The 16,952-nt window shown below is 43.1% G+C and carries 11 protein-coding genes; 9 read left to right on the top strand and 2 right to left on the bottom strand.

The features are described from left to right. Window positions 1-190 precede the first annotated feature (190 nt). Both AR335_RS04695 and AR335_RS04690 read right to left on the bottom strand, forming a co-directional pair. The gene (locus AR335_RS04695) at window positions 191-1,918 is read right to left on the bottom strand and encodes an acyl-CoA dehydrogenase family protein (RefSeq protein WP_062232377.1); all 1,728 of its coding nucleotides are present in this window, start codon (window positions 1,916-1,918) and stop codon (window positions 191-193) included. Between the two features lie 3 nt (window positions 1,919-1,921). Continuing rightward, window positions 1,922-3,406 carry a class I adenylate-forming enzyme family protein gene (locus AR335_RS04690; protein ID WP_062232375.1) on the bottom strand — a complete coding sequence of 495 codons (1,485 nt, stop codon included), beginning with the start codon at window positions 3,404-3,406 and terminating at the stop codon, window positions 1,922-1,924. A gap of 243 nt (window positions 3,407-3,649) precedes the next feature. On the opposite strand from AR335_RS04690, the gene AR335_RS04685 reads away from it, so the two are divergent. The 9 genes from AR335_RS04685 (at window position 3,650) to AR335_RS04645 (ending at window position 16,912) form a co-directional block, all read left to right on the top strand. After that, window positions 3,650-5,578, top strand: a complete 1,929-nt coding sequence (locus AR335_RS04685) for an alpha-galactosidase (RefSeq protein WP_062232373.1) — start codon at window positions 3,650-3,652, stop codon at window positions 5,576-5,578. Window positions 5,579-5,665: 87 nt separating this feature from the next. Beyond that, window positions 5,666-6,679 (top strand): LacI family DNA-binding transcriptional regulator, encoded by a 1,014-nt coding sequence (locus AR335_RS04680; RefSeq protein ID WP_062232371.1) that lies wholly within the window; start codon window positions 5,666-5,668, stop codon window positions 6,677-6,679. A gap of 152 nt (window positions 6,680-6,831) precedes the next feature. Then, on the top strand, window positions 6,832-8,121 hold the full coding sequence (locus tag AR335_RS04675) for an ABC transporter substrate-binding protein (RefSeq protein ID WP_062232369.1): 1,290 nt from the start codon (window positions 6,832-6,834) through the stop codon (window positions 8,119-8,121). Between the two features lie 74 nt (window positions 8,122-8,195). Beyond that, a complete protein-coding gene (locus tag AR335_RS04670; RefSeq protein ID WP_082683360.1) occupies window positions 8,196-9,158 on the top strand; it encodes a carbohydrate ABC transporter permease in 963 nt (320 codons plus the stop codon). Window positions 9,159-9,163: 5 nt separating this feature from the next. Continuing rightward, a complete protein-coding gene (locus AR335_RS04665) occupies window positions 9,164-10,045 on the top strand; it encodes a carbohydrate ABC transporter permease (protein WP_062232366.1) in 882 nt (293 codons plus the stop codon). Between the two features lie 21 nt (window positions 10,046-10,066). Continuing rightward, a complete protein-coding gene (locus tag AR335_RS04660) occupies window positions 10,067-12,379 on the top strand; it encodes a hypothetical protein (RefSeq protein WP_062232364.1) in 2,313 nt (770 codons plus the stop codon). A 35-nt stretch (window positions 12,380-12,414) separates the two neighbouring features. Beyond that, the gene (locus tag AR335_RS04655) at window positions 12,415-13,068 is read left to right on the top strand and encodes a YesL family protein (RefSeq protein ID WP_062232362.1); all 654 of its coding nucleotides are present in this window, start codon (window positions 12,415-12,417) and stop codon (window positions 13,066-13,068) included. A gap of 278 nt (window positions 13,069-13,346) precedes the next feature. Continuing rightward, window positions 13,347-15,104: an ABC transporter ATP-binding protein gene (locus AR335_RS04650; protein WP_062232578.1), complete on the top strand. Its 1,758-nt coding sequence runs from the start codon at window positions 13,347-13,349 to the stop codon at window positions 15,102-15,104. 2 nt (window positions 15,105-15,106) lie between these two features. Then, on the top strand, window positions 15,107-16,912 hold the full coding sequence (locus tag AR335_RS04645) for an ABC transporter ATP-binding protein (RefSeq protein WP_062232360.1): 1,806 nt from the start codon (window positions 15,107-15,109) through the stop codon (window positions 16,910-16,912). The last annotated feature ends 40 nt before the right edge of the window (window positions 16,913-16,952 follow it).

Genomic DNA, 16,952 nt, shown 5'->3' with positions numbered 1-16,952 from the left:
TTTAATGCATAAAAGCGTTTACTTATTAAAGCGTTGTGGTATGATATGGAGTATAATCGTTGGGATTAAACAATCTCTTGACACACCCCCTAATGAAATACCCTCTTTGAGCAGCCGGATCCTTTTGATTCGGTTCTTTTTTTGCAAAAAAAAAAAGCGGAGTTTTCCCCGCTCCTTCATCCTTCAATTTTCAATGAAAGCAGACGATTTTCTCAAACTTCTCATCGGTAATGGTATCACCCAGGATCCCGCGATCAGGAGAACGATCAAATCTTATTCTGTACCAGTGTTCTGCGACGATCATTCTCCTGTTATCTCCCGTATGTTGAAGATCATATTGCGCTTCTTCCAGTAGATGGACGGCTGTATACACATCATACATAAAATCCGCCATTTTCTTCGCGAGGGCACTTTGCTGCTGACCATCTTGTTTTAATACATGTTCAAACAGTTCTTCCATTCGTTGAACTTCCATCTTTATTTGGGTTCGGAGCTGAAGAAGTTCGGAATTTTCGATTTGGTTCAGGGTTTGATTCAAATCTTCTAAAAACGGTACTGTTCCGCCCTTCTGTAGCGTTTTTAGCACTTCGAGCGATTGGATGCTTGCGGTTCCTTCCCAAACCGGATTAACGACAGCATCCCGAAGAAGGCGAGGGGTAACATACTCTTCAATGTATCCATTGCCTCCATGCAGTTCAAGCGCCTCCTTGGCAGCAGATACGCCTAGCTCGCTGCACCGGTATTTGGCTAGTGAGAGCAGGATCCTGAGGAGGGCTGTACTTCCAGGGGTGGATTCATTAAAGGTATGCACCCGGTCGAATAAAGAAATCATTTGAGTGGAGATCGACCATGCTGCCTCAATTTCAGTCATCATGTTCGTCAATGATTCCTGTACCATGGGATAAGAGATAACCGCTGCCCCGAATGCATTACGATGGCTTGTGTAGACGGCCGCTTCGAGAAGTGCTCTTCTTGCAACTGCAAGCCCTGCGAGTGAGGTGCCAAGCCTTGAAACATTGAGAGCTTCTGCCATGTATTTAAAGCCGTTCTCTTCTTCACCAATGAGATATCCGACTGCCTCCTTTAAGATGAGTTCCCCACTGGCGACTGCACGGACACCCAGTTTATCCTTAAGCCTTCTTATCGTTACCTTGTTTTTTGTCCCATCTGACAGTGTCCTTGGCACGATAAAAAGTCCGAGTCCCTTTGTAGATGGTTTTTCGCTGACTCTTGCGAGGGCAATGGCAATTTCGGCATCACAATTGCTCGCGAACCATTTTTCCCCTGTCAGGAGATAGTGGTCGCCGTGTTTAACTGCAATGGTTTGGGTTGCTCCCACATCTGACCCGCCTTGTATCTCGGTTAAAAATGTCGCTCCTTGAGCGTGTACTTTAGGATCGGTAGAGGACAGGCGGGAAAGGTAATCGTTCTTTTGCTGAGTCGAACCAAATTTCTCGAGAACGAAGGCAACAGACTGGGAAAGTCCTACCGGGCAAGTGAAACCGTTTTCGGCCTGACACAGCAAATAAAGCAAAATGGAGTTTACCATAAAAGGAACTTTTTCAGGGGCGTTCTCATCATAGCGATAGGATACGACACCTGTTCCATAACCGTCCTTTACCGTTTGCAAATATCCCTCGTTATACCAGACTTTATTGATTTCTTCCCCTTTGCGGTTATAACGGATCAGTTTCGGAGCTCCATCGCGATCGGTATGTACAGCCCGCTGATCAATTGGGCCAGAGGCAAGCTCTCCTGTTTTTTGAAAGGCGGATTCAACATATGTAAACATCGGAACTGATAAATAACGTTTCGCATAGCGGACAAGGATCGGATCGTCATTATACCAATTGGCTTCATTTCCTTCCTTCCATTTTGTATAGTCGATACAGCCGCTGTTCTTTAAACTGTTTTTCACGTGTCACATCTCCTTTACGAGCTGTTTTAAGATTTTACCGTTGGCATTGTACGGCAGTTCAGTAACAAAACTGTATGTACGTGGGCACTTATACGCAGCAAGATGGCCAGACAAAAAGCTTCTAAGTTCACCCTCTGAGACCTCTGAATCTTCTTTTCTTACAATAACAGCCTTGATGGTTTCGCCCCACTCCTGATCTTGAACCCCAACAACGCAAGCCTGAAGAACATCTGGATGTTTCGTCAGTGTTTCTTCGATTTCCCGGGGATACACATTGACTCCGCCCGGAATGATCATGTCTTTTTTACGGTCAACAATGAATAGATAGCCATCTTCGTCTCGGTAAGCAATGTCACCGGTATAAATCCACCCTTCACGAAGAATTTCCTCGGTGGCGTCTTTGTTGTTGAAATAGCCGGACATGACACTGTCGCCCGCTAAAATAATTTCACCGTATTCGCCAGGAGCAGTTTCTGTTCCATCATCATTGATGACTTTCATCTCCATATTTACTACCGGGGTTTTACCAATGCTTCCTGGTTTATGTTCATGTTCCTCCGGGCGCAAAAGGGACCCGTTCGGCCCGGCTTCCGTCAACCCGTATACCTGATAAAAGTTTTTGTTATGAAAGGCTTTCGTTACGAAATGATAGGAAGCAAGCGGCATGGCTCCACCGCCATAGGCGAATACCCGCATGCTGGATAGATCATAATTCGATAGGGAAGGTTCTTTGGCTGCAAGCAAATATGCGATAGGAGAGGCAAAGGTGAATGTCGTTTTTTCTTGATGGATCCTTTGGAGAAAGTTCTGAGGTGTGAAATCTCCAAGAACATGAGAAGCACCGCAATAAAGCCCGCCCATGAAAAAACAATTCAGGGGAGCAGAATGGGAAAGAGGCATCTGAGAGAGTATACGGTCCTGGTGAGTTAAATGGAATTCTACTGCGATCGCCATGGCAACAGAGGAAACCTGAGCATGAGTAAGCATTACTCCTTTAGGGAGACCTGTCGTTCCTGAAGTGAGCATGATCTCACAAATCTCGTTCGTATCAATCGAGAAGTTCAGATTATCGGATGAGAAGGGGTGGGATTGGTTAACGGCATGTTCCAAGGAAACCGCCAGAAGTGGTAATACTATAGCCTCCTGTGAAACGCATGACTGAAAAGATTGCTCATAAAGGATTCCTCTGCAATCCATTCTTTCTAAAATAGAATGGACCTCGGTCGACTTGAGCCGTGTGTTGAGAGGAACAGGAATGGCTCCCGCTTTTAATAATGCAAAATACGCATAGAAGAAATGCTCATTGTTTCGCGACATGATCGCCATTCGTTCGTTCTTCCTGACGCCGTTTTCAATCAGTAGTCGGGCAAGCTGATTGGCTTTGCCGTTCATATCCGCGTACGTCAATCGTGCTGTGCCAGAAATAAAAGCTTCTTTCGTTTCGAACTTCCGGGCGTTTCGTTCCAAGACACCGTGAATGGTATTCATAATCCAAACTGCCACCTTTACTAGTAATTTAACGTCATCGTCTTTTCCAAGGTGTTAACTAACTGTTTGACATCTTCTTATCCAATTCCTCTATTTTCTTAAAGGCTGATCGGTATAAATTAGGAGTAAGAGTCAGGCCATTTATTTGTATTTTTCACAAGGGAATCCTTAATAAGTGGTGAATTAATAGTTTTGTAGAAAAATGTCACAGGTTTCTGCAAATGAACAGAAAGGAATGAAGAGATGGGGTTTTCTGTAACGTGTGATGGACAGCAGTATCATTTAGAAGATTTAAAGTTTGTAGAAGAAAAAGAACGTCATGAAAAAACATTCATTTTACGTTGTTTTACGTATGAATCTCAGAACTTCAGAGTGGAGTACTTCAAGAAATTATACACCGGCTCTGGGGTACAGGAACTTTGGAATACCGTTAAGAATATCTCAAAGGAGATATTAAGAATTGATAGGATAGACAGTATTAATGAATGGATCCCAACAGCTTCTGAACTAACCTGCTTCAAGAGTGGTTGGGGAAATGAATATCAGCCTTTTAAAACAATAATAAATGAAGAAGTAATTCTGGAGAATCGGTTGGGCCGGTCTTCAGCGTCCGTTCATCCCTTTGTTTTTTTGAACACTGAAAGCAGTGTTCGTATGGTTACGGTCGCCTGGTCCGGAAACTGGGTGCTGCGTTTTCAGCCCAGCATGAAAGGTGTCCATCTCAGTGGAGGACTTTCAGATTGGGAGTTTTACAAAGAGTTGTTTCCTGAGGAAGATATGGAAAGTGTTCGTATCCTTACTATTGAATCAGACTGCCACGACATGAATGAGATGGCTGTTCGATTTAACCGCTGGGCAAGGGAGTTTTGGATTCCTGCCAACAAAGAATTAGATAATCCTCTAGTGGAATGGAATCATTGGTGGACCTATGAAGACAGTGAAATCAATGAGATCATCTTTAAAGAGAATGCTGCTATTGCACAATCTCTTGGAATCGATGTCTGCACATTGGATGCCGGATGGTTTGGTCCGCCGGATGGCCACTCAGAATGGTTTGATTGGCGGGGTGATTGGGATAAGGTAAACACATATCGTTTTTCTTCAGGGATAAGAGCGTTAAGTGATGAAGTCCATGAAAGAAACATGAAGTTTGGTTTCTGGTGTGAAATTGAAGGACTGGGGAAAAAGGCAGAAATCGGCTCCAGACGTGAAGATTTTATTGCTAAACGAAACGGAGAGCATCTTGGTTACATTTGTTTCGGAAATGTGGAAGCACAAGATTGGGCCATTTCAGTCCTGGACCGTTTAATTATCGACTATCAGTGTGATTGGCTGAAATTAGACTTTAATCTTGATCCTCACGCTGGATGCAGCCGTACAGATCATGGACATGGCGCTGGAGATGGACTGTTTGAGCATTACCTTGGCTACTACAGAGTATTGGATATGATTCGAAAAAAGCATCCTCATGTTATTTTAGAAAATTGTTCATCCGGGGGCTTGCGGACAGATTTGGGAATCATGAAGCATAATCATGTAAATTTTTTAAGTGACCCTGACTATTTGCTCCACCAGCTTCAGGTATTTTGGGCCTCAAGCCTTTTATTGCCCCCTTCTGCTTGTTTGCATTTTGCCTGGTCTCAATCCAAACCGAATGTGAACGGTGATTATGCTTTTCCGCCACTGAGGCTGAATGAGTGTACGGAAAAAGAGATAGCATTTCATATGAGGACAGCTATGATTCATCGTTTTGGTCTCTCTCATCCATTGCCAGAATGGAAAGAACGAGTAAGGCAGGAAGTGAAAAAAAACATCAAGTTTTATAAGGAAAAGGTATTTCCCTTTGTGCAGAACGGGGACCTATATCGTTTAAATGAACAATGCAACCGTGATGAAAATGATAATAAGATAAGTTATGGTGGCTTTCAATATGTATTGTCGGATGAGGATAGCAGTCTCGTCTTCTATTTTTCAATCTATGAGCAACAGGAAGAAATAAAGTTAAAATGCAAAGGGCTTAACTCAATGTCAGATTACATCGTTACGGATATGGATAGTGGACATTCGATCATACGGAGCGGGGAACAGCTTCTTCAAGAGGGAATGACTGTATCGAAACACGGTAAGAGTGAATCATCTGTCTTCATTATTGAAGCGATTAAAAATATCTGAAAATTATAAAAATAAATATTGATAACGCTTTCGATATTGCGTTATAATTTTTGTAGCATTACCAAAACGTTTTGGAGGAAATGGAACTTGACCACGATAAAAGACATTGCCAAAAGGGTCGGACTTTCCATTACAACGGTTTCCCGCGCGCTTAATGATTATTACGATGTCAGTGAAAAAACAAAACAAAGAGTTAAGCAAGCGGCCAGAGATTTGAACTACAGTCCGAACTCCATTGCCCGCAGCCTAGTAATGAAGAAAACAAGAACAATCGGACTTCTCGTTTCTGAAATGTTCAGGGAAGGGGTAAAAGATAACTTTACTTATGAAGTCCTTTGTGGAATCAATGATTGTACAGGACAGCATGACTATGATTTGGTGCTGTTCAGTACCAGTTCCGCCAAACAGAAAGTTAAAACGTATGCTCAAGTTTGCAGGGAAAGAAGAGTAGACGGGGTGATTATTTCCGGTATAAAAACCAATGACCTCTATCTTAAAGAAATTGTAACAAGCGATATCCCATGTGTACTCATTGATATTCCCATCCGTTCGAACAAAGTCGGCTTTATTACAACAGATAGTGTTCTTGGAGCAAAGACCGCTGTTGAATATTTGATCGAGTTAGGCCATAAGAACATTGGGTTTATGAACGGACACGATTTTGCTTTTGTCAGCAAGAATCGATTAGAAGGATACTCGAAGGCTCTGCTTGAGAATGAAATCATCGTTCGCAGGGAATGGATTGCCAATGGTGCTTTTTCAGAAGTTATAGCCGAAGAAAAGGCGTTGCAGATGCTTCAGAACCATCCGGAGATCACAGCAATATTTTGTGCAAGTGATTTAATGGCTTTGGGAGTCATAAGGGCGGCAAAAAAATTAAATATTCAGATGCCGGATGAACTATCCATTATCGGCTATGACGATATTGTTTTGGCATCCTATGTTACTCCTGCTCTAACTACAATCTCTCAAGATAAATACCAGATGGGCTATCAAGCAGCTGAAATGCTAATCAGTATACTGGAGAACCAAGTGGAGCCTCATCAAAGAGTTCTAAACAGCAAATTAGTTATAAGAGAATCAACTGCATCCATCCTTTAAATGAGGGGCAGTCTCTTCTAAAAATCCGAAACCGTTTTCGAGACAACTATACATATTATACTAACGCATAAACCCGAAACGTTTTGGGTTTTCCGGTTGTCCGTGGTTTAACCACTAACAATATAAAAATGGATTGAAGGGGGAACAACGAAATGAAAAAAGCCGGAAAGATGCTTTTAACCATGTCTCTAGCGGCAGGACTAATGTTAACTGGGTGCAGCAAGGACACCAGTACTGATGCCAAAGGCGACCAGATCACCCTGAGAGTTGGAACATGGGAAGGCGGAGAAGGCCAGGCCTTGCAGCAAAAAGTCGCCGATTCCTATATGAAGAAACATCCGAATGTGAAAATTGAAATTGAATCGGTCCCTGATCAGTACGGTACGAAGCTTCTGACGCAGATTGCAGGCGGAGACGCTCCTGATATCTTTCAAGTTGGTGATGGCGACATCAGGCTTTATATGGAAAAAGGCGCTTTTGAAAATCTCTCCGACTATGCCAAAGGAAAAAACGGGATTAATTATGACGATTATTACCAAAACGTTTTAGATGTAGGAAAGATTGACGGTAAACTGTATACGCTTCCAAAGGATTACAGCACGCTTGCCGTTTACTACAACAAGAAAATGTTTGATGAAGCAAAGATTCCTTATCCCAAAAAAGGATGGACGTGGGATGATTTTTACGCCACAGCTAAGAAATTAACCAAAAAGGAAAATGGCAACATTGTTCATTGGGGAACGGAGATGGGCGGAGCTGAACAGCGCTTCCTAATTCCGCTTCTATACGGATATGGTGGCAGCTTTATCAGCAATGACGGGAAGAAGTTTGAAGGATATTTAAACAGCGACGGTTCAAAAGACGCGCTGAACTTCTACCATGATATGTACTTTAAAGACAAGATCGTACCTACGACCTCTGATTCGGAAGCATTTAAAGGTGTAGATCTTTTTGGAGCTCAAAAAACCGCGATGGCCCTAGGTGGACGATGGCCGATCATGGACTATCGAAAAAATCCAGATTTGAAATTCGGAACTGTGGATGTACCTAAAGGACCTAAGGGTGAAGTAAACAGTATCTTTTATGCAGGCTATGGATTGTATTCTAAGTCTGAACACAAAAAAGCAGCATGGGATTACTTAAAGTACCTTACAGGTGCTGAAGGCGGTAAAGTATTTGCCGACCATGCTTTTACAGCTGTTAAGAAAGTAGCTGAAGAAAAAGGTCAAACAACAGACAAGGACTTTAAACCGTTTGTAGATGGGATTCAAAATGTTCAAATGTTCCCTGAAAGAATCAGTCCTTACTATCAAGCGACTGGCAGCAAGGAAGTAGCTAACTTGATGGAACGATTCATGCTTGGCAAAAAAATGAACATTGATAAAGAGTTGGATCAGGCGGCTAAAAATTCTGATGAAGAGTTAGGTAAAGCACAAAAATAAGAGGATTATGGAATCAATAGATTGAGGTGGGTCAATGACAGACTCACCTTAATCAGTAGATGAGAGGTGAAATCATGCATAGAGAATCTAATTTGAATACTGTTACTGAACGTCCGCTGATCTATCAGGCAAAAACGAAAAAAAGATGGCTGAATTCAGAGAGAAGAGAAGGACTCACCTTTTATTTACTCATTTCTCCTTGGCTGCTCGGTTTTCTTTTTTTTATTTTGGGTCCGATGATTGCTTCTCTATATATCAGCTTTACAGACTGGGATCTATTGACGCCTGTCAAATGGACAGGCCTCGATAATTATGTAAAAGCCTTTACAGGCGATCCTTTATTCTGGCAGGCACTCAAAGTAACCATGATTTATTCATTGTTCTCCGTTCCTATTGGACTGATTGTTTCACTTGGGGTGGCAATGTTGCTGAATCAGGCTGTACGGGGAATGAGCATCTTTAGAACGATCTATTACCTCCCTGCGGTCGTAAGTGGAGTATCAGTTATGGTTCTTTGGATGTACATTTTTAATCCCCAGATTGGACTTTTAAATACCGTCCTTGGTTATTTTGGAATCAAGGGGCCTGGCTGGATCTTTGACCCTAAGTGGGCGTTGTTGTCTATTGTCATCATGAGTTTATGGGGTGTAGGCGGCGGCATCATAATCTGGCTCGCTGGTCTCAATGGCATACCAGATTATTTATATGAAGCTGCTGACCTTGATGGAGCAAGCAAGTTTCAAAAGTTCATGCATATTACGGTTCCGATGCTCACTCCGACCATCTTTTTCAACTTAATTACCGGTATTATTGGTGCGCTGCAAACCTTTGGCGAGGCATATGTGATGACTAAGGGAGGACCTTTAAACTCCACCTTGTTCTTTAACTATTATTTATTCCGAAAAGCATTTGAAGAATTTGATATGGGCTATGCTTCTGCCCTTGCTTGGATTTTATTTATCATCATCTTCATTTTTACCCTGCTCGTTTTTCGATCTTCCGCCTTATGGGTGCATTATGAAGGAGAAAAGAGGTAACGGCGATGTCAACTTCAGTAATTCATAAAGCAAAGAACCATGATAAGAAAAAATTGAAAGCATCAAAGATCATCGGACAGCTCATTGTTTATTCGTTACTCATATTAGGAGCCATCGTGATGCTCATTCCGTTTTTCTGGATGGTTTCTGCCTCCTTAAAGGAATCTTGGCAGGTCTTTTCGTTTCCTCCGAAATGGCTTCCGGATCCAATCCGGTGGGATAACTATGTGACGACGTTTCAGTCTCTTCCATTTGGAAAATGGCTCGGAAATACAGTGATCATTACAGTGAGCACGATCATTGGCACGCTGCTTTCCTGTACGGTTGTCGCTTATGGTTTTGCGCGGTTCCGTGCAAAAGGCAAGAATGTCCTTTTCTTGGTCATGCTCGCTACAATGATGCTGCCGACCGCTGTGACGATGATTCCCGTCTTTTACTTATTTAAGAGTTTAGGTTGGATTAATACATTTCTGCCGCTAATTGTTCCCGCTTTCTTTGGAAATGCCTTTTTTATCTTTCTTTTGCGGCAATTCTATATGTCTATCCCAACAGAGCTGGAAGACGCAGCAAAAATTGATGGCCTTGGAACGCTCGGTATCCTATGGAAAATTATTGTGCCTTTAACCATGCCAGCGCTGATAACGGTAGCTATTTTTCAGTTTAATGGGGCATGGAATGATTTTATGGGCCCGCTGCTTTATTTAAGCAAGCCCGACCTTTATACACTAGCTTTGGGAATCAATTTCTTTAAAAGCCAGAATGATGTTCAATGGAACTATTTAATGGCCGCATCCGTTGTTACAATGCTGCCATCACTTATTCTTTTCTTTGTAGGACAGAAATATTTTATTGAAGGCATCTCGCTGTCTGGCGGAGTAAAGGGCTAACTACGGCAAGGGGGAAGCAATATGACTATTAAGGAACAGCAATTGAATGATCCTGCAGTAAATGATTTTATCGAAAGAAAAAAAGAAATGTTGTCGGATCTGTACATTTGTGCCGGCGACCGAAGCTATATAGTGGGAGCACAAAGTGGGTTGTTTCCCGATTTTGGGCATCACGTTAAGGATGAAATGGGAGGTGTGTGGACGCATCCGATCAAACTATTGGACGGATACTGGCTGCATCTCCAAGAAACGGACTCAACTCATGGGTTCTGGCTCGAGGAAGCAGACGTCTTTCATAACTATCCTTTTTACAATGAGCATGAATATATGATTAAGGAACGTGAACTGACAGTCATCAGAAGGCAGTTTTGTCCGGATCAAACAGAAGGTGCGGTCGTCACCTATGAAGTTACGAATCAATCAGACAAAAGGCGGGTATTTCAAGCTTCTTTCTTAGGTAGAACGGACTTAAGCCCTGTCTGGTATTCCGATCAAATCGGAATACAGGATGGAGAAGATGCCGGTGAATTGGATGAAGAGAACGATGTCTTCATAGGATCCGATACGTTGAACCCATGGTATGTTGTGTTCGGCTCCGACAGGCCACTCGTTAAAAGTAAAATAGACCGCTCTCTTTTTGGTCCTGAGCATACGGCTGGGCAAGGGATTTCGGGTCAGCTAACCTATGAGTCTTTCGAAATCAGCCAAGGTGAAACAATTAGCTTAACGTTTTTTGTAGCAGGATCCAACCAATCGGCAGAAGCGGCACTAAAAACGTTCAGTAACATGAAAGAACATTCAAAAGAGTTGTTTGAAACAAAGAAAACACGATATAACGAGATGCTCAGCAAAACAGCTATCTCCATTCCTGATAAGCAGCTGGAAAAGGTGTTCAATTGGAACAAGTTTAATATGGATTGGCTGACAATGGAAGTCGAGGGATTAGGCCGAGGGCTGGCAGCCGGCCATCCAGAGTACTCGTGGTGGTTCGGTTGTGACAGCAGCTATGCTCTGCTGGGTAACCTTCCACTTGGCAACCTGGAATTAGCGCAACAAACCTTATCACTCCTTCAAAAAGTATCAGAAACAGAAAACGGGAACGGCCGCATTGTTCATGAGATCCTGACGAGCGGAGCCGTAGCAAATAAAGGTAATACCCAAGAAACACCGCATTTTATTAAATGTGTATGGGAAACATTTCTTTGGACGGGTGATAGGGATTTCATAAAGATGATGTATCCGTCAGTAAAAAAAGGCATTAAGTGGCTGTTTGAAGAGATGGATCCTGATCATGATCTGCTTCCGGAAGGATATGGAATCATTGAAATCGAAGGATTAAACGTTGAATTAATCGATACAGCAGTCTATACGTATGAAGCGTTGCGTACAGGAGCATTGATGGCCGAGCTGATGGGTGAAAAGGATACAGCTCTTCATTATCAACAAATAGGTAAACAGCTTGGCGAGATTATTAACCGTGACTTTTGGCTGGAAGATGAAGGCCTCTACGCTGATGCGATGGCAACACCAGATCTGGTTCTTGAAAAAATAGATTTGTACATCAGCAATGCGAGAGAAGGCGGTGCCGATCAAGCTGCAGCAGAATTACAAGAAATGAAAGAAAAGATGTCAAAACTAGATGGAAATGTGCAGCAGCCTTGGCTTTTTAAAAACTGGGTGATCAATACGCCGATGGAAACAGGGCTTGCTCCAAGAGAACAGGCGATCAAAGCCTTGGACCGGATGGGAACCAATGAATTCACCGGACCGTGGGGTACATATCTATCAGGCATGTACCGTACGCATATGATGACGATTTCTACAAGCGTCCAGGCGGTGGCGGAATGCCGGTATGACCGAATAGATGAAGCGTTAAAGTTTGTTAATCTCATAGCAAGCACATTCAATAAAAAACTGCCTGGATCGATTCATGAAATGTCTCCAGATTACGGATGCTTCGTACAGGCATGGACGTCCTATGGCATAGTATGGCCGCTGCTGACTCATATCTTTGGCATTCAGCCGAGAGCGTATTGGAAAGAAGTGACCATAAGGCCCCGTCTTCCACAAGGCTGGGATACGTTATCGGTGAGGAATGTACAAATTGGGCTCGGAGAGAAACAGAATGAATGCGATATTTCCATTACACAAAATGAGAAAGAAACGGTTTATGAGATTGCAATGAAAAATAAAGGATGGAAAATTCTTTTAGATCTTCCGATGGATTCTAATCAATCCATATACTTGGATGACAAAGAAGTCATTGTTGATCCTCAGGAGCGGATTGAAATTCAGCAGGCAGAGAAGCATGTGGTACGTGTCATGAGACTATGATGGACACTGACGATATAAAGTAAGGAGTGGCAGTTGTGGAAAAAGGATACATTGGGAAACTTTATCATATGTGTGAATGGGTCATGAGGATTGCTTATTTGAACATACTTTGGCTGGCATTTACGTTGGCGGGGTTTGTTCTTTTTGGATTGTTTCCTTCAACCATCGCCATGTACACCGTGACAAGAAAATGGGTACAAGGCAACACGGATATCAAACTGTTCCATTTGTTTTGGCACACATATCGCAAAGAACTCTTCAAGTCTCAAAAAATCGGTCTTGTGCTTATGGCCGCTTTGCTGCTGTTTGTCCTAGATTACAAGTTTTACATGAACCAGACTTCTACAGCCTTGGTTTATGCAAAGATCATTTGGTTCGCGTGTGTCGTATTGTTCGGTACGTTCAACCTTTATTTTTTCCCTGTGTATGTTCATTACCAATGCAAACCATTGCAGTATATAAAGAACGTCTTCCTGATTGCCGTCATGTTCCCGCTCCATAGCTTTCTGCTATGGTGCGGAGCACTTTTCATCCTGCTGTTTATCTACAATTTCCAAGGCCTCTCTTTATTCTTCAGTGGCAGTGTCCTCGCGTTTTGGATTACACTCGTCACTCACAATGTTTTTTCAAAAATCAATGTTAAAGGTGCTGTTCAAGAAGGCCGATCACTGACAATAGGTACCCAATAATTTAAAACCCTCTTCCATTACACTCAATCGGTGTTTAGGAAGAGGGTTTTTTCATTTAAAGTAAAAATGCTTCATAAGTCACGCGTTTAAATTATTAAAGTATCCATGAAATGACCTAGGAAAATCCCTTGCAGCAGAAAGCGAAATAGAAACTGAGAGGAAGGAGAAGCTAGGAATTTCGGATTAAATCCCAAATATTAGTTATTTATTTGGACCCGCATTATAATATCTATATTGTGGCTCTTTTCAAAATATATAAAAAAGTGGCGGGTGAGATTGTGGAAACATTCCGGAAATTGAAAGCATTTTATTGGCCCTACAAAAGGTACTTCATCTGGTCAGTCCTAACACTCATTATCTTAACGGGCATGACAGTCATCTATCCGATGGTGCTTCAATATACGATAGATGATGTTATTTTGAAAGGAAAGTACGAAAATGTGCCTAAGCTTGCCTTGGCCTTCGTTGTCCTGATGGCAGCCAAAGGCGGATTCACCTTTATTAATCAGTATCTTGGCGATCTATTCGGTGTCAGTGCGGTCTACCGGCTGAGGAAAGCATTGTATGAAAAACTGCAGTTCTTGCCTTTTGGTTATTACGATAATGCCAAAACCGGTGATCTTATGTCCCGGCTCACTGCAGATGTTGAAGGTTTTCGTTTCTTCCTCTCTTTCGGCTTTGCACAGTTGATCAATTTTGTCTTTCTCATTGGTTTCAGCTTGATGGTGATGTTCTATTACTCCGTCCCGCTTGCTTTTGTTACCTTAGGCGTACTCCCATTTTTGGGAGTTGTGGTCTATCGGTTTGATAAAGCGGTTCATCCTGCGTTTCAAGCCATACGTAAGTCAATGGGAAACTTGAACACCAAGGTCCAGGAAAATGTCAGCGGGATGCAGACGGTAAAGTCACTATCCCGAGAAGATTTCGAGATTAGTAAGTTTATGGCTACCAACAACAATTATAAAGATAAACAAATCTTTACCGCTGGCATCTGGGCAAAATACTTTCCTCTCATGGAATTGATCGGCAATCTTTGTGTCGTCTTTCTTTTATCGTATGGCGGCTATCTTGTCATTCAAGGGAAGCTTATGCCTGGAGAGCTTGTCGCCTTTTTCAGTTTAGTCTGGTACATTATCGGACCTATTATGGGGCTTGGATTTATTATTAATACCTTCTCACAATCAAAAGCTTCCGGTGAACGGTTAGTAGAGCTCCTGGATGAACCTGGCGAGCTCAACCATCAATCGGAAGCTATCGAAAACATTGAAGGGGATATCGAATTTAAAGGGGTTACGCACCGATACGGAGCAGAAGAAAATCCTCCTCTTGAAGACATTTCATTTCATGCGAAGAAGGGCCAGATTATTGGATTGATGGGAGCGACCGGTTCCGGTAAGACGACACTCACCCAGCTCATCTCCAAATTTTACGACCCTCAGCATGGCGAGATTCTGATTGACGGTAAATCAATATCAACATATGATCCCAATAAACTCCGGCAGCATATTGGCGTTGTGTTTCAAGAATCGTTTTTATTCTCCTCGACCATCAAAGATAACATAGCCTATGGTAACCCGGATGCGGACATGGACAACATTATCGCAGCAGCAATAATGGCACAGGCACATGATTTTATTATGGAGCTTCCTCAGCAGTATGAAACTCAGCTTGGAGAAAGAGGACTTGGTCTTTCCGGTGGCCAAAAGCAGCGGATTTCCATCGCGCGAGCGCTTCTCATCAATCCGGGCATCCTCCTTTTAGATGATGCGACGAGCGCTGTGGATATGGAAACGGAATTTAAGATTCAACAGGCCTTCCAGGAAGTCATGAAAGGCCGAACGACTTTTATTATCGCCCATCGCATTTCTTCCCTGAAACATGCGGATGAGATTTTAGTGCTTGAGAACGGCAGGATTGCCGCAAGAGGAACTCATGAACAGTTAATCCAGCAAGAAGGGCTATATAAACGTACGTACGAATTTCAATATAAGGATAGAGAAGCACTCGAAGCCAAACGAGTGTCAGCGGGGTATTGAACATGGTGAAACGAAAAAAAGAACGGTTCTTTTATTCCAGCGAACCGCCCATTGACAAGCCGTTTAACTGGGGGCTCATGCTCCGGCTCTTCGAGTATATGAGGCCATACAAAAAATCGCTGCTGCCAAAAGCGGTGATGGCCATGCTGCTTACGACAGGGATCCGGCTCGTCGTGCCTATTTTTATCGGAGTTCTGACTTTTGACCATGCGATCAAAAATAAAAACACACCATTGCTGATTGAGCTGATCGCGGCCATTGGCACCATGTATATCGTTTCATGGGTCGCCAACACGTATCGAATCAGGTGGATGAATGAACTAGGGCAGCTCGTTATCTGTGACATCCGACAGCATTTGTTTAAGCATATCCAGCGGCTGTCCCACCGTTTCTTTGATCAGCGTTCGGCAGGCTCTATACTTGTGCGGGTGATTAATGATGTTAACTCGCTTCAGGACCTGTTTACGAACGGGGTCATCAATGTCCTAATGGATTTAATTTTGCTAATTGGAATCATTGTACTTATGTTTGTCTACAGTCCGCCGCTTGCATTGGCTATCATGGTGGTTGTCCCGCTCATGTTTATCATCTCAACGAGTATCCGCCGCCGAATCCGCCGTTCCTGGCAGGTGGTTCGTGCCCGGCAAGCCAAGATTAACTCTCATCTGAACGAAAGCATTCAAGGCATCAGGGTGACTCAGTCGTACACTCAAGAACAGGAGAATATGAACTTCTTTGAAGGGATAAACAACGACAACCTTTTGAGCTGGAAACAGGCGACAAGGCTAAACGCCATGTTCCGTCCCTTTGTTGATGTATCGAACGCCATTGGGACCGTCATTCTGATTTGGTATGGGTCGCATTTAATTCAGCAAGGCTCTCTTGAGATGGGGGTGTTCGTATCTTTTGCCTTTTATCTCGGTATGTTCTGGGAGCCAATCTCAAGGATTGGCCAAGTGTACAATCAGCTCCTTGTCGGTATGGCGTCCTCAGAACGGATTTTTGAATTCTTAGATGAAAGGCCAAATGTTGCGGAGATTACGAATCCTGTGGAACTGGAAGATGTAAGAGGAAAGGTCACGTTTAAGGAGGTGGAGTTTTCTTACGATGGAAAACGAAAAGCGCTAAACGGCATCGATTTGATCATTAAAGCGGGAGAAACCGTTGCTTTAGTCGGGCATACCGGTTCAGGAAAATCTACCATTGCCAATCTAATCTGCCGCTTTTATGATGCGACCGCGGGCACCATTGAAATTGACGATATTAATATTAAAGACATGAAGCTTGATAGTCTTCGCCAAAAAGTGAGTATTGTTCTACAAGATACTTTCATCTTCTCAGGAACCATTATGGAAAATATTCGGTTTGGCCGGCCTGACGCAACGGATGAGGAAGTAGAAAAAACAGCTGAAGCGGTAGGAGCTCACTTATTTATCAACAAGCTGAAGAATGGCTACCAGACGGAAGTAGAAGAGCGGGGAAATGTCCTGTCTGTAGGTGAGCGGCAGCTCTTGTCTTTTGCACGAGCCCTGCTTGCGGATCCACGCATCCTTATTCTAGATGAGGCGACCGCGAGTATTGATACTGAAACCGAAGTCAACATTCAAAAAGCACTGAAGACCCTTCTTGCAGGGAGGACGGCCATCATCGTTGCGCACCGCCTTTCCACCATACGAGAGGCCGATAACATCATCGTGCTCGATCACGGAAACATTATTGAACAAGGAAGCCACGAGGAGCTGATGGAGCTCGAGAAGGAATATTACCGGCTGGTCCTCTCACAGTTTAAAAGGCTTGAAGTTGGGTAAGTATATGAAAGGCCTTTCTCTATAACGATTAGAGAAAGGC

The sequence above is a fragment of the Fictibacillus sp. FJAT-27399 genome (genome assembly GCF_001510655.1).
GTDB classification, from domain to species: domain Bacteria; phylum Bacillota; class Bacilli; order Bacillales; family Fictibacillaceae; genus Fictibacillus_C; species Fictibacillus_C marinisediminis.
This window is presented reverse-complemented; position numbering and strand designations above follow the sequence as displayed.